A 20,309-nucleotide genomic window follows, 5' to 3' on the forward strand; every position below is an offset into this window, starting at 1 on the left:
TAACAGAATTATTCAGTTCTGACTAGCTGTTGCTACCTTTTAACGCTTGTGTTAGTAACAGACATTCTAGCCTTTCTTCGCTGCTTAAGCCTTGGGTCTTGTCTTTTATTAATAGGGTCTCTAGTCGATAATTTAAACACTGGTCTTCAATAAATTTAAAAGTATTTTTAAAAACTGTCTCTAAACGATCGTCATTTATTTGGTGCTGCCAAGTCGCTAATTTAATCAACGCATCGTACTCTTGGCTACCTCGGAACGATTCTAAAATTTGTGCCGTGGTGATACCTTGTCGCTCAAGCGCTAAGTGCTGAATGCGTAAAAATAACTCAATACCGGCAATTTTCATTTCAGCAAGTTCTGGCATATAAGCAATGCTTGTCGCGAGATTTGGATGCTGTAATAAAATTCCGATAGCTTGGCGCATTGGCGTTATTTTAAATTTACGCTCAATAGCATGCTGTTGCTTTGGAGTCTTAACACGGTTGTTTAATTGTTCTCTTGTTCGACCAATTAAACGGCCTAAATGTTCCAAAATATTTTCTTGATAAAAATCACTTGGGATTTTTTCAATTAATGGTAAGGCATCACTGAGTAGCTTTGCTTTACCTGCATCTTGAGTTAGGTCAACTTCTTGGCTGAGCTTATTAAATAATACTTTACTAAAGTCGTCGGCATCGCTCAATCTTGCTTCAAAGGCATCTTTACCTTCTTTTTGTACCAGTGAATCTGGGTCTTCACCGTCAGGTAAAAATACAAATTTTAATGATTTACCATCGCCAAGATAAGGTAGTGCATTCTCAAGTGCACGCCATGCTGCATCACGACCAGCACGGTCACCATCGTAACAACAAATCACTTTATCTGTGGTTCTAAATAAAGTGTGCATATGTTCTGCGGTTGTTGCTGTACCAAGTGCTGCAACGGCATATTCGATACCTTGCTCAGCCAAAGCAACCACATCCATATAACCTTCAACAATCAAAATATGGTCAAGTTTTTTATGTGCTTGCTTTGCTTCGTATAAACCATAAAGTTCAAAGCCTTTATGGAAGATACGTGTTTCTGGTGAGTTGAGGTATTTAGGCCCTTGATCGGCTTGCATGACTCGGCCACCAAAGGCGATAACCCGACCGCGTTTATCGCGAATAGGAAACATGAGTCGATCACGGAAAAAGTCAAATTGGCGACCAGGCGACTTTTCAGAAGCAAGCTTCAGCTCTACTAACTGCTCTTTTTGTTCTTTGTTACGGCCTAGTTGCTGGCATAACGCCTCCCATTCACTAGGCGCATAACCAATCATGAATTTTTTCGCTGTTTCACCGCTTAAACCACGCCCTTTGATATAGTCGATGACCATTTTAGAATTAGCATGATGTTTTAATTGATGTTGATAAAAGCGAGCAGCGTGTAACATTAAATCGTAATCAGAGCGCTTTTGTTCGGCAGTGCGTTGAGGACCTGAGCTGCCACCTTGTTCACGAGGCACGTCTAAGTTGAGCATACTCGCTAGCTCTTCAATGGCATCAACAAATTCTAGTTTGTCGTATTCCATAACAAACGAAATAGCATTGCCATTAGCGCCACAACCAAAGCAGTGATAAAACTGTTTATCTTGGGAGACAGTAAAAGAAGGGGTCTTCTCGTTATGAAAAGGACAACATGCTTGGTAGTCTTTTCCCGCTTTTTTTAAGCCAACTTTTGAATCAATTAGCTCCACAATATCTGTACGAGCGAGTAAATCATCAATAAATTGTCTAGGGATTTTTCCGGCCATAGCTGTTGTTTTTTCCTGCGCTATCTATGCGTTTTAAAATAAGATTTGAACACAAATACGGTGTTTATGAAAGACTAAAAGCAAGAAACCGAGCACTAGGCTCGGTTTGCTTGAATCATACATCTGTATGTGGGGGTTAGGCAGTTAATCGTTGCTTGATTAAGCCAGAAATCTTACCTAAATCGGCACGACCTTCAGCTTTGCTTTTGATAACTCCCATTACCTTACCCATGTCTTGCATACCCGCTGCATTTGTATCAGCAATAGCCGAGTCAATAAGAGCAATGATTTCTTCTTCACTCAATTGTTGAGGCAAGAATTCTTCAAGTGCTTTAATCTCATTGGCTTCAATTTCAGCTAAATCTTCACGACCCGCATCAATGTACTGGGTGTAAGAATCGCGACGTTGTTTTACAAGCTTTACTAAGACAGCGGTGATACCGTCGTCATCAAGTGTAATTTGCTCGTCAATTTCACGTTGCTTGATTGCTGCAAGTACCATGCGGATTGGCTTAAGACGTTCTTTGTCTTTTGCCTTCATCGCATCTTTTTGCGCATCTTTTAGCGTTAATAAAAGGCTCATTTATACAAGACCAAATACTGATTAGTATAATTTAACGCGACGTGCGTTATCGCGAGAAAGCTTCTTCATGTGACGCTTTACTGCAGCAGCTTTTTTACGCTTACGCTCAGCTGTTGGTTTTTCATAGTGCTCGCGACGACGAACTTCTGAAAGGATACCTGCTTTTTCACATGAACGCTTGAAGCGACGAAGTGCTACGTCAAACGGTTCGTTCTCTCTTACTTTAATTACTGGCATTAAAAATTCACCTACCTAAATAATGAGCGTTGCTCAAGTTGATCGAATAACGATCAAGTGGTTCAAAAATGGTGCGGTATTGTAATCCGAAGCAACACCACATGTAAAGGATAATATTAACAGAATCTGAGTCGGCAAAACAGTGCTAATTTGTTTCGCGTTGATACAATCTACAAATGACTTGGCCTGCAGTTTTTTCTTTTAAAAGCAGCCAGTTATCAGGAGTGTCTAAATTACTAAGCTCACTTTCAACCTCTACATAGATAAGAGCTTGCTCAGTTAACCAGTGATTTGATTCGAGCAAAAAACAACTTTTTTCGGCTAAATTCTGACGGAATGGTGGGTCAACAAAAACCAAATCAAATTTATCGTTCTCAGCATTATTATTTAAGAGTGTTAGGCTGTCCCCATGCTTTACTGTGGCATTTTTAAGTTGCAAAGTAGCGATATTGCTATTCAACTGCGCCGTTGCGCTTTTGTCGAGTTCGAAAAATACCGCGCTGGCAGCAAAACGAGAAAGAGCCTCAAAACCAAGCCCTCCAGAGCCGGCAAAGCAATCGAGTACGGCTGCGTCACGTGTATCTTGCATTAGCCAGTTAAATACAGTCTCTTTAATACGATCTGTCGTCGGACGTAAGCCCTGCACATCTTTTACGGGCAGTTTTCTGCCACGGAATTGACCACTTATGATACGAATAAAGCCATTGGCTGCTTTATTGTTAGCGGCTTTAACTGGGCGTTTAGCTGTTGATTTTTTTCTCATTTAACTCACTAATCATTGGTAACTGACCACTTGCTCAGATAATATTGTAAGCAATGGCTAGCGTGTCATTTTTCTAAAGCGCTAAAAGTGTTAGTATTGCGACCCTAGCGATAGATGGTATCCGTTTTAGTTTGGCTAAATTAGCTGGACTACCACCAAACTATTATTCATGTAAGTTTATCAGATTTTTATAAGTGGTTATTAGCAAGTATGGCAAAAAAAAGTAAATTCTTGTCTTGGTTTGGTTTTGGCAAATCAGAAAAACAAAAAGCAGAGCAAACAGCGACTGAGGCTGATAACCAGAAGCAATTAGAAGAGCAACAGCGCATCGCTGCTGAAAAAGCAGAAGCTGAACGTTTAGAACAAGAACGTATTGCTGCAGAAAAAGCAGAGGCGGAACGTTTAGAGCAAGAGCGCATCGCTGCTGAAAAGGCTGAGGCTGAACGTTTAGAGCAAGAGCGCATCGCTGCAGAAAAGGCCGAGGCTGAACGTTTAGAGCAAGAGCGTATTGCTGCAGAAAAGGCCGAGGCTGAACGTTTAGAGCAAGAGCGCATCGCTGCTGAAAAGGCTGAGGCTGAACGTTTAGAGCAAGAGCGCATCGCTGCTGAAAAAGCAGAGGTGGAACGTTTAGCTCAAGAGCAGCAAGCGGCAGAACAACAACGCCAAGAACAACAAGCTCGTCTTGCTGAGCAAGAAGCAGCTATGAAATTAGAGCAAGAACGTGCTGCAGCAGAACAGGCGCAGCGTGAAGCTGAGCAACTTGCAGCAGAAAAACGCGATGCTGAACGTGCAGAGCAAGAACGCATTGCTGCCGAAAAGGCTGAGGCTGAACGCTTAGAACAAGAGCGTGTTGCTGCCGAAAAGGCTGAGGCTGAACGTTTAGAACAAGAGCGTGTTGCTGCCGAAAAGGTAGAGGCGGAACGTTTAGAACAACAGCGCATCGCTGCCGAAAAGGCAGAGGCGGAACGTTTAGAGCAAGAACGAATTGCTGCAGAACAAGCAGAGGCGGAACGTTTAGAACAACAACGAATCGCTGAAGAACAAGCAGAGGCGGAACGTTTAGAACAACAACGAATCGCTGAAGAACAAGCAGAGGCGGAACGTTTAGAACAAGAACGAATTGCTGCAGAACAAGCAGAGGCGGAACGTTTAGAGCAAGAAAAAGCTGCTCAAGCTGCGGCTGAAAAACCAAAGAAAGAAGGTTTCTTCGCACGCCTTAAAAAAGGCCTATTAAAAACTCGCGTTAATATAGGTTCAGGCTTTGCGTCTATTTTTAGTGGTAAGAAAATAGATGATGAGTTATTTGAAGAACTAGAAACACAATTACTGACTGCTGATTTAGGTGTTGATACAACAATGAAGTTGATTGATAACCTAACTGATGCAGCAGACCGTAAGCAATTAAAAGACGGTGATGCGCTTTACGAGCTGATGAAGCAAGAAATGGCAAGCATGCTCAAAACGGCTGAGCAGCCGCTGGTTATTCCTAGTGACAAAAAACCATTTGTTATCTTAATGGTAGGTGTAAATGGTGTTGGTAAAACCACCACGATTGGTAAATTAGCTAAGCAGTTCCAAAACGAAGGTAAGTCAGTGATGCTTGCAGCTGGTGATACTTTCCGAGCTGCAGCGGTTGAACAGCTACAAGTGTGGGGCGAGCGTAATAGCATTCCGGTTATTGCCCAGCACACAGGTGCAGACAGTGCGTCAGTGGTATTTGATGCATTTCAAGCTGCAAAAGCACGTAACATTGATGTGTTAATCGCCGATACAGCAGGGCGCTTGCAAAATAAAGACAACTTAATGCAAGAGCTTGAAAAAATTGCTCGTGTAATGAAAAAAATCGACCCAGATGCGCCACATGAAGTCATGTTAACTATTGATGCTGGCACAGGGCAAAATGCAATTAGCCAAGTTAAACTATTTAATGAATGTGTTGGTTTAACTGGGATCACCTTATCTAAGCTTGATGGTACAGCTAAAGGTGGTGTGATCTTCGCTGTTGCAGATAAATTTAATATTCCAATTCGTTACATTGGTGTTGGTGAGAGTATTGATGATTTACGTACATTTAATAGTAATGACTTCATTGATGCACTATTCAGCCAAGATGAGGACGATGCATAATTAATTAAAAGGGAGCGTGCTCCCTTTTTCGCTGCAAGATGATTGATAATTAAAATGATAAATTTTCAGCAAGTCAGTAAAACATACCCAGGTGGCCACCGTGCCCTTGAGAAAGTTAGTTTTCATATAAAGCCTGGCGAGTTAGCCTTTTTAACGGGTCACAGTGGCGCAGGTAAAAGTACTTTGCTAAAGCTCATAAGTTTGATGGAGCGACCATCGGCAGGGCAGGTACTTATTAATGGTGTAGACTTAAACGCTGTTAAATCGCGGCAAATACCTTATGTGCGCCGCGATATAGGGATCATCTTTCAGAATCACCGCTTATTAGAACGTTACTCTGTGTTTGATAATGTTGCTTTGCCTTTAATAATCGAAGGGACGCATCATAAACAAATTGCAAAACGAGTAAATGGTGCGCTTGATAAAGTGGGCTTACTTGATAAAGCCAAATGTAATCCTGCGACACTATCGGGTGGTGAGCAACAACGTGTTGGTATAGCCAGAGCAATCGTCAACTCCCCCCCGATTCTACTTGCCGATGAGCCAACGGGTAACTTAGATCCTGAGCTTTCTATGGATATTCTGCGTTTGTTTGAAGATTTTAATAACCACGGTACTACAGTGCTTATTGCGACTCACGATATAGGTCTTATTGCACGCATGCGCTATCGCAGTTTAACGCTCAAAGATGGTCGTATGATTGAAGACCCGTTAGCTGAGGGGGCACTATGAGTTTATTATTTAAAAGCCGGCCTAGCCAAAATGAGCGCCAAAAAAAATCACTTTTAGCAGCGCCGTACTTCTTTATTCTTAACCTTATTCGTCAAGGTATTCACAGTTTGGGTGAAATGTGGCGAACGCCTCTTGCCTCGTTAATGACCATTGCGGTATTGGGGTTAAGTTTAACGCTCCCTGCGACACTTTATTTAGTAGTCAAAAATGTCTCACAAGTAAGCAGTGGCTTTGAAGATGCAGCAGAGATCTCATTGTTTGTTAAAGAAACTATGACAGAGCAACAAACGCAAACTTTAGTTAAGCGTTTAGCACTCTACCCAGAAGTTGATAAAGTGGAGTTTATCTCAAAAGGTGATGCCCTCACTGAATTCAAACAAGTATCAGGATTTGGTCAAGCACTTGAGTATTTAGACGCTAATCCGTTGCCAGATGTTGTGATTGTTACGCCTACAGCACGATACCGTCAGCCGAATACAGCCAAGCAATTACTGCAAAAGCTGGAAGCCGAAAGAGAAGTTGATTTTGGTAAGCTCGATATTGCTTGGCTTGAACGCTTAAATGCACTTTTAAGTTTATTAAAAGAAAGCGTTATTACCATTGCTCTACTATTATTAACTTCCGTCACTTTGATCATCGGTAACACTATCCGATTGTCAATTATGGATAAGAAAGATGAAATTCAAGTGATGAAATTAGTTGGCGCAACGAACACCTTTATTCATGCGCCATTTTTATGGACAGGGATTTGGTACGGCATTATTGGTGGTTTGTTCTCTTTTATTTGTGTTGCTTTAATGATGTGGTGGCTAGGAGCTGCGGTGAGTGAAGTGGCTGGCGTATATGAAACAAGCTTTGATTTAATCGGATTAACTTTGGCTGAGTTTGCTATTTTAGTTGCTCTTGCAACTGGATTAGGATTTGTTGGTTCTTACTTATCTGTAAACCGTTATATAAAAGAAATAGAACCTGATAAAGTTTAGCTAGTCGTATTGAGCGCTATAATTTTAGCGCTTTTTACTGTCGTTAATTTGTCATATTTAGCCGTTATGCTGTTTATTTAGGTTTGGAAGGGATACTCTATTTACCTTTCAAAACGCCTAAAAAGCTAGAATTCATCGCTTATTCAGCGCCTTAAAGTAAAATAAAATTATCTTAAAAAAACCACTTGATTTGAACTTTAAAAAAGTTTTTAATTCAAGTTAGCACTCTCGCTTAAAGAGTGCTAAGATGGTTTCAAATGTTTATCACTGAGGTGAAAAATGAGTAAAGATTTATACGCAATGGCACTTACTGCAGGTCAACAGAGCGCAAGTATGGACGGCTACCTTCAAGCGGTTAGCACTATTCCTATGCTTGATGCAGAGAAAGAAAAGCAGTTGGCGACACGTCTTCAGGAAGAAGGTGATCTTGAAGCTGCGAAGCAACTCATTATGTCGCATCTACGCTTTGTTGCTCATATTGCGAAAAGCTATTCAGGTTATGGCTTACCGCAAGCTGATTTAATTCAGGAAGGTAACATCGGTCTGATGAAAGCGGTAAAACGTTTCGACCCAAGTGTAGGTGTTCGCTTAGTCTCATTCGCAGTACATTGGATTAAAGCTGAAATTCATGAGTACGTACTGAAAAACTGGCGTATCGTGAAAGTTGCAACAACAAAAGCGCAACGTAAATTATTCTTCAACCTACGCAAAAATAAAAAGCGTTTAGGTTGGTTTAACCAAGCTGAGGTTAGCACAGTTGCTAATGAGCTAGGTGTAAGCGAAAAAGAAGTACGTGAGATGGAATCACGTATGAGTGGCCAAGATATGGGCTTTGACTTAACGGGCGACGACAATGACGATGCACCGACAAGCACATACTCGCCAGTACAATATTTAACAGATGGCAGTGCTGACCTTGCTGACGATATCGAAGAGCAGCAATGGCAAGAGCAATCTCATGCTCGTTTATTCAGTGCGTTAAAAACCCTTGATGAACGTTCACAAGACATCGTAAGTGCACGTTGGTTAGCTGATGACAAAGCAACACTGCAAGAACTTGCTGAGAAATATAACGTTTCAGCAGAGCGTGTTCGCCAGCTAGAAAAAACAGCGATGAAAAAACTGCAATCAGCAATGAGCTAATAGCAATCGCTATAGCAAACCATCTTTAGTAGACTACAAAGCCTCGCAAATGCGGGGCTTTTTGTTTTAAGGACGCGGTATGTCACAGATTGATTATCAACACGTATTAGATGAAATCACAAAAGAAGTTCAGCCATTACTGAGTCAAGGTAAGGTTGCTGATTATATCCCTGCACTTGCAGAGGTTGAGCCCAACCAGTTCGCTATTGCGATTCATACCGTGGATGGGAAAACCTACTGTGCGGGTGATTGTGGTGCACGTTTTACTATTCAATCTGTTTCTAAAGTAATGACCTTAACCTTAGCACTTCAGCGTTATGGTGATGAGCTGTGGCAACGAGTCGGAAAAGAGCCTTCAGGTACTGCCTTTAACTCACTAACACAGCTTGAATTTGAACAGGGTATACCACGCAACCCATTTATTAACGCCGGTGCTATTGTCACCTGTGATGCTTTATATAGTCGTTTATCAGCACCGATGCATTCAATGCTTGAGTCATTTCGTCAGTTATCAGGGAATCCTCAGGTTGTTATAGATAAAAAAGTCGCAAATTCTGAATATGAGTTTCGTCACCGTAATGCCGCCATGGCGCATTTAATGAAATCATTTGGCAACTTTAATAATGAGGTTGATGATGTGTTATGGGCCTACTTTAACTTCTGTGCCATTGAACTTAACTGCGTAGAATTAGCAAAAGCTTACAATTACTTAGCGAATCAAGGTAAAGATGCCAGCGGCAATAAAGTGCTCAGCGCCAGACAAAATAAGCAGTTAAACTCGTTACTGTTTACCAGTGGTTTGTACGATGCTGCGGGAGATTTTGGCTACCGTGTTGGTATGCCGGGTAAATCAGGGGTATCGGGTACCATATTAGCTGTGTTACCGAATCAATTTACTGTGGCTGTTTGGGCGCCAAGGCTTAATTCGTATGGTAACTCAGTAGCTGGGATAGCCGCTCTTGAGCGTTTATCCCAGAAACTGGATATTTCGATTTTCTAAAAGCGGTTACTGATCCCAGTAAACTTGCTCTAAACAATCTTCACGTTCAGGTAAACCACGCGATAAACGTGGAGAGTGCTGAACAAGTACTTCATAACTTGCACGGTTAGCGTATTTACTAATTTGTGCAAGTGATGAGTAAGTCATTGCAGGTTGCTGATGCTTCGCTGAGTTTGCCACATTAAGTTTGTGGTAAACGTTTGCTGATAAGTCATGTAATACCGCAGCAAGAGCACAATCGCCAGCACCATTGGTGTTTTTAATGCTGTCTGGGCCACCCATAAATGGTGCTGTGTGGCTATAAGCACGAATAGGGTTTTGGCAATCGTCTTTACGCATAGCGCGCGAAAATTCATAGCGGTTAAAGTCAGCAATCGCACCCGGTAATAGTGGATATTCTGTTTCACGCTTGAATGAATCGTCTACATAACCTGCCATAAATAAGCCTTTTTCGCCGGCAGTGCAAATAACTAAGTCTGTCCAGTCTAGTGCTTTGTCGGCAGCTAGAAGTGGGTCTTCAAAGCCAGTAATAGCAAGCCCTTCTTCTTCGTTCATCGCAAGAATATCAACATGTTCTTTAACGAAATCAGCCCACCAGGTAGGGTCTTGTTCAATTAAGAACTTAGTTCCAAGGGTTAAAACCACAGGTACGCCTGCATCATTGGCATATTTTACTGCCTGCATGGTGGCTTCTGTCATGGTTTCATCACCTTGCGTACGCATTAGGTATGCGCTGATCACCAGTGCTGAAGAGTTCTCAATAAGTTCTTGATCGATAGATTCAGGGCGAAGATGATTCATAAGTCCAGCGCTGATCGCAAAGGTACGTTCACCTGTTTCGTCAATCAAGGTAAAGCAGCGACCAATTGGGCCGTCTACAGGCTGAAGATAATCAAGATCAACACGGCTAGAGGTATTACATAAAAAGCGGTATGCATAGCTACCAATTTTAATGTTTTCACTCATGACCCCTAATAACACTGAACGGTCGTCAGCTAGTGTTGAGTAGTTGTGCATGGTGTTACCTACTGTACCGCCGGCAAACTCATAGTCGATCATGTTGTCGAGTTTCAGTCTGTCGTATAACGCATTGGTAATATCGCTATCGATTACTTGCGACATGCCACGGCGCAATTGAAATTCATCTAGGAAAGCTTGATCAACTTTCGCTTCAATATCCACCACAATTTGGTCGATACCCGTAATATAACTACGTTGTAGTCGTTCGGTTGAGTTAAGTTGATTCGTCAGTGGATCTTTGGCTTCCACCGGAAAATAATGTTTATGCCTGCGGCGTCCAGGAAATTTCATTTGCTACCCGTGTTGTAAGCTAAATAAAAAAAGCGCGAGATTATAGCGCAATATGAGGCTGTTGAGCCATGAAAAAGCCACTAAATTTTGCGTTAATTTTTAAGTGTAGCAGTATTTATTGCCGACATTTTTCACTAACTAGGTATAATTACTCACAGTTTTACAAGATTTGTGTGATATATGAGCGAACAATTTAGCGACCAGTATTGGATGGAAAAAGCATTGAGCTTTGCCAATGAAGCGGCAGCGATTAATGAAATTCCGGTTGGTGCTGTGCTCGTAAAAGACAATCAACTAATAGCTTTTGGCTATAACCGCTCAATTACCGATAACGACCCATCCGCTCACGCAGAAATGATGGCAATCCGCGAAGCAGGCAAAGTACTTAATAATTATCGCCTAATAGATTGCACCTTGTATGTCACCCTCGAGCCCTGTTCGATGTGTGCAGGACTATTGGTTCATAGCCGCATCAAGCGACTCGTATACGGTGCTAAAGATGCCAAGACGGGCTCTGCGGGTTCTATTATGAATCTATTACAAGAACCAAGGCTTAATCATCAAGTTGAAGTAACTGGTGAAGTTATGAGTGAGCAGTGTGGGGCGGTGATATCTAAGTTTTTTAAGCGTCGTAGAGAAGAGAAGAAGGCGGCTAAGCTTGCAGCTCGCAACGCCTAGTTATACAACCGGCGTTGCAGGAACTTGAGCTTCCATTAACTGCATCGCAAATAAGCGGCGACGCCAAATAACTTTTTTGTGTGTATTACGCAGCATGATACGACGGCGTGTCGCTGTTGAGTAAATAACATTACGCTTGAACTTATGTGTCTTGCGTCTTCTTTTTAACATGTGTGCTCCTTAAGTGAGAGAAAAGCATTATATACCCAAGCCACCTCAAGATGCGAGTTTCAGTTGGAATTAAAAGCGATTTAGGCAAGGCATTGATTGCAAGTAATAGTGGTTCTATTGTTAAAATCAATAACGCAGTATAAATCGCTTTTAAACCAACCGTTTGGGCGTTTCACAGGCACTTACTCTCATCGTTGTTACTTCTTAAAAGGGATGGCCATTCTTGCAAAGTAACGCCTTGATATTAAGCACCTGTGAAGCGCTGAATTCTGCATCTTGAGGTGGCTTGGGTATATTGATCTCTACAGGAAGATAATGATCATTTGATGACAAGTAAACAGATTTCTGGTGCTTTAGGTTAGTTGTTTTCTAACGTCTGCTGCTCTTGGGAGTCTGGTTGTGTTGTGTCGTTTGGCTTTTCGCTCGTTTCTGTGGAAGTGTTAACCTCTTCAATGGTTTGCTCTTCTTCGCTTGGGTTAGCAATTGCATCATTTTCATCAAGCCAAACCAACGCATCGTAATAACGACGAATATTATCAACATACTGCACGGCAACATCGCCACGTGCATAACCATATTTGGTTTTACGATAATAACGCTTTTTAATTAAAAGCGGTAAGCGCTTTTTAACATCAGCCCACTTATCGGGGCTTGCACCTTCTTGCTCGGTAATAATTCGCGCGTCATTTACGTGGCCCCAGCCAACATTATAAGAGGCTAAGGCAAACCAAGTTCTATCGGGTTGTGGAATACGTTCAGGGATCCACGAAATAACCTTCGCTAAATATTCGGCACCGCCTTTGATATTTTGCTCAGGCTCTAAACGGTTAGTAACACCAACTTGTTTTGCTGTAGTTTGCGTAAGCATCATGATCCCGCGAACACCTGTCGGTGACTTGGCTTTAGGGTTCCACATTGACTCTTGATAGCTCAAGGCGGCCAGTAAGCGCCAATCAATATTCCCTGAATATTGCTCAAACCAAGGTTGATATTTGGGTAGTGTTTCTTTGATAGCTTCGATATAGGCTAGGGTATTAACATAATTAAACTGACGAACGTGGCCAAAATACTTTTCTTCTAATACATAAAGTTGGTTGTTTTGTTTTACATCACCAAAAAAGGGCACCATCAAGGCATATAAAGAATCGTCACCATCCTTTCTTAGTAACCAAGCGATAGGGTCGTTACGAGTCACTGAAAAGCCAATACTTAAATTAGGGTGGTAGCGGCGAAATAATGACAAGGTGTGAGAGTCTGCGAGAGTGTAATCAATTTCACCATCAATGACAGCTTGCAGAAGTTCTTCTTCATCCATATCTTCTGTTTCATGCCATGTTAAGTCTGGATGAAGCTGTTTAAGTTGCTGTAATGCAAGTGAGTGACTACTTTTCGCAAGAACCGTTAGGTTCCCCGTTAAATCGGCAAATTCTCGAGGGCGAGTGCGGCCTTGCTTGTATACTAGCTTTTGGCTAATGGTGCGGTAAGTTGGCCCAAAACGATAATGTTCAGCCCGAATGGTATTATAAGTAAGTCCAGAGGCAATAATGTCTAAATCACCACTTTCGAGGCGAGAGAACATATCTGTAAGATTAAAAAAAGGCACCATCTCGAGCTCTACGCCAACATAATCGGCAAACTCTTGTGCTAATTCGTACTCAAAACCCTGCACACCTTGCGGTGCTTGATAGTAATTACTCGCGCCGGCTAAGGTGCCGACTCTTATCTTATTCTGTGCTTTGATATGAGCAAGTTGTGATGGTTGTTGTTGCATATCGCATGCACACAACATGAGCACAAGCGTAAATATAGCGAGTATTTTTTGCATAAATTAGAAATGCCCCTTAAACCATTACGTTACCGTTATAGCAAAACTTCACTGCCACGTCACTTCGCATATAGTTTTATATCTCTATTTAAAAATTAATAACTGTAATAGTGGCGGTAATAGATAAGTCATACAGAACAACAGCCTGCGGGAAAATAAAGAGTACTAAGATAGTTAATTGTTGCAACCATAATCGCGGTTATGAAGATTATTTAAATAAAAGCGCAATTTTGAGTTAAATCTAGACGTTATTTGCACTATAATACGCGCCTAAAATATCGTTCAATCCCTAACCCCGGATGAAAATACCTATGTTGATCCTTCGTGGTGCACCAGCACTTTCCGATTTTAGAGTTCAGAAAATTTTAGCGCGTTGCCAACAGGCACAACTTCCAGTCACTAACGTTTATGCTGAGTTCATGCATTTTGCTGATCTTACTGCTGAGCTTTCAGCAGATGAGCAAACAAAGCTTGAAAAGCTGCTTACTTATGGTCCAACGATTGCAGAGCACAGCCCTGCAGGCACGTTAATTCTTGTAACGCCGCGTCCTGGCACTATCTCGCCTTGGGCATCAAAAGCAACCGACATCGCACACAACTGTGGCTTAAGCCAAGTTCACCGTGTTGAACGTGGTATTGCATACTACGTTGAAGGTAATCTATCAGCTGAGCAAACAGCTGAAGTAGCAGCGTTATTACACGACCGTATGACTGAAGCAACGCATGCGGATATGGCTGATGCAGCTAAATTATTCCGCCACGATGAACCGCGTCCAATGTCATCAGTTGACATTTTAGGTGGTGGCCGTGAAGCACTTGCTAAAGCCAATGTTGAGCAAGGTTTTGCGCTTGCAGATGACGAAATCGATTACTTGGTAGAAAATTTCCAAAAGTTAGGGCGTAACCCGAACGACATCGAATTATTTATGTTTGCACAAGCAAACTCTGAGCATTGTCGTCATAAAATCTTTAATGCTGATTGGACAATTGATGGCATCGAACAGCCAAAATCATTGTTCAAAATGATCAAAAACACTTACGAGCAACACCCTGAAAATGTGTTATCTGCATACAAAGATAACGCAGCGGTAATGAAGGGCTCAGTAGCGGGTCGTTTCTTCCCGAACAGTGAAGGCGAGTACGCATACCATCAAGAAAACATCGAAATCTTGATGAAAGTTGAAACTCATAACCACCCAACAGCGATTGCGCCATTCTCAGGTGCATCAACAGGTTCTGGTGGTGAGATTCGTGACGAAGGTGCTACAGGTCGTGGTTCTAAACCAAAAGCTGGTTTAGTGGGCTTCACTGTATCTAACCTTCGTATTCCTGGTTACGAGCAACCATGGGAAACCGACTTTGGTAAGCCTGGTCGTATCGTTAATGCACTAGATATCATGACTGAAGGTCCATTAGGTGGCGCGGCATTCAATAACGAATTTGGTCGCCCTAACTTACTTGGTTACTTCCGTACTTACGAAGAAAAAGTATCAAGCCACAACGGTGAAGAAGTACGTGGTTACCACAAGCCAATCATGCTTGCAGGTGGTTTAGGTAACATTCGTTCTGAACATGTTCAAAAAGGTGAAATCCCAGTTGGTGCAAAACTTATCGCACTAGGTGGTCCGGCAATGAACATTGGCCTTGGTGGTGGTGCTGCGTCTAGTATGACATCAGGTCAATCGAACGAAGATTTAGACTTTGCGTCGGTACAACGTGAAAACCCAGAAATGGAACGTCGTTGTCAGGAAGTTATCGACAAATGTTGGCAGTTAGGTGATGCAAACCCAATCGCTTTCATTCACGATGTGGGTGCAGGTGGTCTTTCAAACGCATTCCCTGAGCTTGTAGACGACGGTGGTCGTGGTGGTAAATTCCAACTTCGTGATATTCCAAACGATGAGCCGGGTATGGCACCACACGAAATTTGGTGTAACGAATCTCAAGAGCGTTACGTATTAGCAGTTGCAGCTGAAGACTTCGCGCGCTTTGAAGCAATCTGTAAACGTGAACGTGCACAATACGCGGTTATCGGTGAAGCAACAGAAGAGCGCCACTTAACGGTTGAAGATAGCCACTTTGGTAACAACCCTGTTGACCTACCGCTTGATGTTTTACTTGGTAAAGCACCAAAAATGCACCGCGAAGTTGATTCTAAAAAAGCACAATCGCAACCATTAGACGTTGCAAACATTGATGCTGCAGATGCTGCACAACGTTTATTACGCTTACCAACGATTGCTGAAAAAACATTCTTAATCACCATTGGTGACCGCACGGTAACAGGTTTAGTTGCGCGTGACCAAATGGTGGGTCCTTGGCAGGTGCCAGTAGCAAACTGTGCGGTAACAGCCGCTGCGTTTGATACTTATCACGGTGAAGCAATGTCACTAGGTGAGCGTACACCAGCTGCACTGTTAAACTATGGAGCTTCTGCTCGTTTAGCTGTGGCTGAGTCATTAACGAACATCGCGTGTGCTAACATCGGTGGCCTTGAAAATATCAAGCTATCTGCAAACTGGATGGCTGCTGCAGGTCACCCTGGCGAAGATGCAGGTCTTTACGAAGCTGTTAAAGCGGTAGGTGAAGAGCTTTGTCCGGCACTTGGTTTAACAATCCCTGTGGGTAAAGACTCAATGTCGATGAAAACTCAATGGGATGAAAACGGTGAGCAAAAATCGGTTACTGCACCATTATCACTAATCATCACTGCCTTTGGTCGTGTTGAAGATGTGCGTAAAACAGTAACGCCACAGCTACGCACTGATAAAGGTGAGTCATCACTATTATTAGTTGATTTAGGTGCGGGTCAAAACCGTATGGGTGCATCAAGCCTTGCACAGGTTTATAAGCAATTAGGTGATGTAACACCTGATGTTGATAGCCCTGAGTTATTAAAAGGTTTCTATGAAGCAATGCAAGCGCTTGTTGCTGATAACAAGTTACTTGCCTACCATGACCGTTCAGACGGTGGTTTATTCACAACTATCGCTGAAATGGCATTTGCTGGTCACACTGGTGTTACTGTTGACCTTGCAGGCCTTACAGGTTCAGACATCGAAGCGCTTTATAATGAAGAGCTAGGTGCGGTTATCCAAGTGGCAAACGCTGATTTAGATGCAGTGAAAGCCGTTCTTGCTGCTCACGGCTTAGCAGCTATCAGCCATGAAATTGGTACATTAAACGCTGATGACCGTGTGGTATTCACTCGTGGTGATGATGTGGTGCTTAACCACACGCGTACTGAGCTTCGCACTATTTGGGCTGAAACAACTTACCAAATGCAAGCACGTCGCGATAACCCTGAGTGTGCTAAGCAAGAATTTGACGCTAAGTTTGACGCAAAAGACCCAGGTCTTAACGTAAAACTAAGTTTTGATTTAAACGAAGATGTTGCTGCGCCTTACATTGCAACTGGTGCGAAGCCGAAAATGGCGATTCTACGTGAGCAAGGTGTTAACTCTCATTTAGAAATGGCTGCGGCATTTAACCGTGCAGGCTTTGCAGCGGTTGACGTACACATGAGCGACATCCTTGAAGGTCGTTTAACACTTGAGCAATTTAAAGGCTTAGTGGCATGTGGTGGCTTCTCTTACGGTGACGTATTAGGTGCTGGTGAAGGCTGGGCTAAGTCAATCTTATTTAATGAGATGGCGCGTGAGCAGTTCCAAAGCTTCTTCCACCGCGAAGATACATTCAGCCTAGGTGTGTGTAATGGCTGTCAAATGCTTTCAACATTGAAAGAATTGATCCCAGGCACTGAGCACTGGCCACGTTTTGTAACCAACAAGTCAGAGCGCTTTGAAGCTCGCTTTAGCCTTGTAGAAGTGCAAGAAAACCCATCAGTATTCTTTAACGGTATGGCTGGTTCTCGTATGCCTATCGCTGTTTCTCATGGTGAAGGTCATGCTGAATTCGCTAACAGCGATGCAGTTAAAGCTGCGCTTGAGTCAGGCACTGTGGCAGTGAAGTTTGTTGATAACTACGGTAACCCAACAACGCAATACCCAGCTAACCCGAACGGCTCGCCTGAAGGTATCACAGGTATTACCTCTACTGATGGTCGTGCCACGGTTATGATGCCGCACCCAGAGCGTGTATTCCGTACTGTTGCTAACTCATGGCACCCAGATGAGTGGACAGAGGATAGCCCATGGATGCGTATGTTCCGCAACGCACGTAAAAACGTTGGCTAGAACTTAGCTATATACCTAGCTATACAAGCTAGGTTCATACAAACCGTTTAAACTAAAAAGGCTGCACTATTAAGTGCAGCCTTTTTGTTTATAATGGTGCTAGTAAGTGTAAGTTCAAAGGCAAGGAGAGTTTTTTGAGTTTTAAGCGGGTAAGCGTAGGGTTGCTAGGTATTGTGCTAAGCATGCTGCTGTTGGCGTATCTGTTCAGGCTACCACTGACATCGTGGTACTTAACGCCTATGCTTAGTAAAAATGGCGCTGAGCTTCACTGCATTGATTGGTCATTGACCAGCCAGCTTGATTTAAATATCGAGAAATTATGCTTAACTTATCAAGGGCAGCAAATAGAGTTAGCTGGCATCCTTGCTAACAAGCAACAGGTTAGGGTTTCTCGCGCTAATCTCATCGTTAGCGACCTTGCAAATAAACAACAACCAGAATCAGCACAGACTGAATTTAAAAAGCTCGCTTTAGTATTACCAGAGCAAAGACCGCTAATAAGCATTGAGCAGCTTGATGTAGTCTCACCGTTTACCGATAGCCCTGTTAGGTTGGCAATACAAGAAAAACGCTTAAACCATTTTACGATTTCACGTGATCTTAATGCAGATGTTGAAATATCTAATTATGAAATAAAAGCCGATCTCACCCTTGATGAGCAAGTAGCTAGGCGGTTCATAACATTGCCAGCAAGCAGCCATTTTAGCACTCAATCGCAGGTTAAGTTTGATGGTATTACGGTTGCAATTGAAAGCACCGTCAATGCAAGTTATCAGCATGCTCTAGCGCAATGCGACCTAGGTTTTACCACTGAAGGGCAACTGAGTGCGAAGTATCAATTAAACCAACAGCATTTATCTGCGGATTTATCAGCGTTACAAAATCAACTTAGCGCAAACCAAGCGTGTTTAAGCATCATCACAGACCAACAGCATCAATCATTTATTGAAGCGCAGCTACCGCTTACTTGGCAGTTACACATTGAAAAACCAGTTAGTGTAGAAGCCGAGCAGCTATCAGTCCCAATCGTAAAACTGCTAGCAACTGAAGGGCAAAGTGAAGTGACAGTCAGTAATACGACCCTTTCTTTACAGGATCCGCTCGCATCACTTAATAGCCAAGTTAGTATTGATTTTAACAGTAAAGATATTGATGAGCTTAAGCTAAATGCGCATTTGCATGAAAGTGACGTTAGCGCTGATTTTCAACTGTCACTTGATTCACTCCCTGCATTTTTAGATTTTCAGGCTGACGGTGTTCTGGTTGAGGGTATTGGGGCTAAAGGAAAGCTAAAAATTGATGAGTTATTTTCTAGCCCGATAGCTGCTAGATTGAACGCAAATGTCAGTGTTAAAAACGCGCTTATATCAGGTGCTCAGATAGCTGACTTTACCAGCACGATTGAGGCTGAGCATAATGCCGAGCAACACTTAATTGTTAAAGCCAACAGTAAGGTTAAATCATTAAATTATAATGATATTCACGCAGCAAAAATCAGTAATGAGCTAACCCTTAGTACAGATCTCAGTGTGGGGGAATTATTTGCTGATATTGATGCCAAAACCACGGCTGCTAAATTATCAACACCTGAACTTACTTTAAATAAGTTGTCTGTCGTTACAAATGCCTTACAAAGCCGCGCCTTGCAGGCAACGCATCATGTGTTTGCTGATGGCTTTGAAGCGCTTGTTAGCCATCATATGTCTAAGGTTGCGCACCCATTTGAATTGGTGATACCTGAGCAGGCAGTATCCAAGCTTAATCCGATAATTGCTCAGTTTGAGCCCCTTGCAACCATCACTGATGGGGTGGTTTCAGGGATTATTAAAGGTGATGTAAATCTTCAGCAAGCAGAAGGTAGTGTTCACATTAATAAACTCAGTGCGCTTTATAATGACTACCTAGCAAATGATTTTGCCGTGGATTTAGATGGGACGTTTAATTCAGGGAAGCTTAATATTGCAGCGACTAAATTTACACTCAATGAACTGCGCGCAGGTGCTGTGGTCAAAAATATGCAGGGTCAGTTGCAGGTAACGGCTAATCAGCCTTGCGCAGCTGATCTAACCGGTCAAGTTATGGGCGGCAAATTTGTGGTGAATAAATACTGCCCACTGAGTGACAACCAAACCGCGACCGTTAAGTTTGAAAATATTGATGCCAGCAAATTAGTCACCCTTGATGCTGAGTCTGGAATTAGTTTAAGCGGGCGCTTAGCGGGCACCTTACCTGTTGTTATAAGCAAACAGGGAATAGAGGTAAAGCAAGGGCAGCTAGTTAATCAAGGTGATGGTAAATTACTGATCACCAATAATGCGGGTTTTGAAGCTGTAAAAGCGCAGCAACAGGAGCTGAGTACCACGCTGAGTTTACTTGAGAATTTAGATATTAAAAAACTACGCAGCAGTGTTAACCTCAAACCTGATGGTTGGTTACATTTAGGTGTTAATTTAGAAGGTTATAATGAAGCGCAGCAGCAAGCAGTGAACTTTAATTATAACCATGAAGAGAATGTATTTACTTTACTTAGAGCGCTGCGTTTAAGTGATGAAATTACTCAAAAAGTTGAGAAAGAGTATGCAAAAAAAGGAAGCAATGATGGCTAAGTGGTTAGTAATGCTGACGGCAGTAGGCATGCTGAGTGCCTGTACTCACCGTGTTGAGGTGGCAGCAAAAGAGCCGATTACAATCAACTTAAATGTAAAAGTTGACCATGAGATCCGCGTAAAAGTGGATAAAGAACTTGATACCTTATTCAGTGATGACAGCGAATTATTCTAAGGAGC

Annotated in this window: 16 protein-coding genes; 9 read left to right on the forward strand and 7 right to left on the reverse strand. The window is 42.5% G+C overall.

What is annotated here, in order from left to right:
- Positions 1–22: 22 nt before the first annotated feature.
- From dnaG to rsmD, 4 genes are all read right to left on the reverse strand, one after another.
- On the reverse strand, positions 23–1,774 hold the full coding sequence (gene dnaG, locus NH454_RS03755) for a DNA primase (RefSeq protein ID WP_135926102.1): 1,752 nt from the start codon (positions 1,772–1,774) through the stop codon (positions 23–25).
- A 136-nt stretch (positions 1,775–1,910) separates the two neighbouring features.
- Positions 1,911–2,357 carry a GatB/YqeY domain-containing protein gene (locus tag NH454_RS03760; RefSeq protein ID WP_062568695.1) on the reverse strand — a complete coding sequence of 149 codons (447 nt, stop codon included), beginning with the start codon at positions 2,355–2,357 and terminating at the stop codon, positions 1,911–1,913.
- A 21-nt stretch (positions 2,358–2,378) separates the two neighbouring features.
- Positions 2,379–2,594: a 30S ribosomal protein S21 gene (rpsU, locus tag NH454_RS03765; protein ID WP_002957797.1), complete on the reverse strand. Its 216-nt coding sequence runs from the start codon at positions 2,592–2,594 to the stop codon at positions 2,379–2,381.
- Between the two features lie 145 nt (positions 2,595–2,739).
- Positions 2,740–3,357, reverse strand: a complete 618-nt coding sequence (gene rsmD, locus NH454_RS03770) for a 16S rRNA (guanine(966)-N(2))-methyltransferase RsmD (protein ID WP_253038255.1) — start codon at positions 3,355–3,357, stop codon at positions 2,740–2,742.
- Between the two features lie 210 nt (positions 3,358–3,567).
- On the opposite strand from rsmD, the gene ftsY reads away from it, so the two are divergent.
- The 5 genes from ftsY (at position 3,568) to glsB (ending at position 9,342) form a co-directional block, all read left to right on the forward strand.
- Entirely contained in the window at positions 3,568–5,484 is a 1,917-nt protein-coding gene (gene ftsY, locus NH454_RS03775) for a signal recognition particle-docking protein FtsY (RefSeq protein WP_253038257.1), read from the forward strand.
- 54 nt (positions 5,485–5,538) lie between these two features.
- Positions 5,539–6,216 carry a cell division ATP-binding protein FtsE gene (gene ftsE, locus NH454_RS03780; protein WP_135926099.1) on the forward strand — a complete coding sequence of 226 codons (678 nt, stop codon included), beginning with the start codon at positions 5,539–5,541 and terminating at the stop codon, positions 6,214–6,216.
- Positions 6,213–7,199 (forward strand): permease-like cell division protein FtsX, encoded by a 987-nt coding sequence (gene ftsX, locus NH454_RS03785; protein WP_135926098.1) that lies wholly within the window; start codon positions 6,213–6,215, stop codon positions 7,197–7,199. Before ftsE ends, ftsX begins: the two co-directional genes overlap by 4 nt.
- Before the next feature lie 279 nt (positions 7,200–7,478).
- Positions 7,479–8,342 carry an RNA polymerase sigma factor RpoH gene (gene rpoH / locus NH454_RS03790; RefSeq protein ID WP_054551048.1) on the forward strand — a complete coding sequence of 288 codons (864 nt, stop codon included), beginning with the start codon at positions 7,479–7,481 and terminating at the stop codon, positions 8,340–8,342.
- A 79-nt stretch (positions 8,343–8,421) separates the two neighbouring features.
- Positions 8,422–9,342, forward strand: a complete 921-nt coding sequence (gene glsB / locus NH454_RS03795) for a glutaminase B (protein ID WP_199527376.1) — start codon at positions 8,422–8,424, stop codon at positions 9,340–9,342.
- A 6-nt stretch (positions 9,343–9,348) separates the two neighbouring features.
- Here the strand turns inward: glsB and NH454_RS03800 are convergent, their stop codons facing one another.
- A complete protein-coding gene (locus NH454_RS03800; RefSeq protein WP_135926096.1) occupies positions 9,349–10,653 on the reverse strand; it encodes an inosine/guanosine kinase in 1,305 nt (434 codons plus the stop codon).
- A gap of 180 nt (positions 10,654–10,833) precedes the next feature.
- Between NH454_RS03800 and tadA the strand changes: the two genes are divergently transcribed.
- Entirely contained in the window at positions 10,834–11,331 is a 498-nt protein-coding gene (tadA, locus tag NH454_RS03805; RefSeq protein WP_135926095.1) for a tRNA adenosine(34) deaminase TadA, read from the forward strand.
- Here the strand turns inward: tadA and NH454_RS03810 are convergent, their stop codons facing one another.
- Positions 11,332–11,502: a hypothetical protein gene (locus NH454_RS03810; RefSeq protein ID WP_167658517.1), complete on the reverse strand. Its 171-nt coding sequence runs from the start codon at positions 11,500–11,502 to the stop codon at positions 11,332–11,334.
- 358 nt (positions 11,503–11,860) lie between these two features.
- Positions 11,861–13,327 carry a membrane-bound lytic murein transglycosylase MltF gene (gene mltF, locus NH454_RS03815; protein WP_253038259.1) on the reverse strand — a complete coding sequence of 489 codons (1,467 nt, stop codon included), beginning with the start codon at positions 13,325–13,327 and terminating at the stop codon, positions 11,861–11,863.
- Between the two features lie 311 nt (positions 13,328–13,638).
- Between mltF and purL the strand changes: the two genes are divergently transcribed.
- The 3 genes from purL (at position 13,639) to NH454_RS03830 (ending at position 20,304) form a co-directional block, all read left to right on the forward strand.
- The gene (purL, locus tag NH454_RS03820; protein WP_253038262.1) at positions 13,639–17,523 is read left to right on the forward strand and encodes a phosphoribosylformylglycinamidine synthase; all 3,885 of its coding nucleotides are present in this window, start codon (positions 13,639–13,641) and stop codon (positions 17,521–17,523) included.
- 134 nt (positions 17,524–17,657) lie between these two features.
- Entirely contained in the window at positions 17,658–20,129 is a 2,472-nt protein-coding gene (locus NH454_RS03825) for a YdbH domain-containing protein (protein WP_253038264.1), read from the forward strand.
- On the forward strand, positions 20,122–20,304 hold the full coding sequence (locus tag NH454_RS03830) for a YnbE family lipoprotein (RefSeq protein ID WP_054551055.1): 183 nt from the start codon (positions 20,122–20,124) through the stop codon (positions 20,302–20,304). The genes NH454_RS03825 and NH454_RS03830 overlap by 8 nt, the downstream gene beginning before the upstream one ends.
- The last annotated feature ends 5 nt before the right edge of the window (positions 20,305–20,309 follow it).

This window comes from Pseudoalteromonas sp. Ps84H-4 (assembly GCF_024124645.1).
Lineage (GTDB): Bacteria > Pseudomonadota > Gammaproteobacteria > Enterobacterales > Alteromonadaceae > Pseudoalteromonas > Pseudoalteromonas lipolytica_C.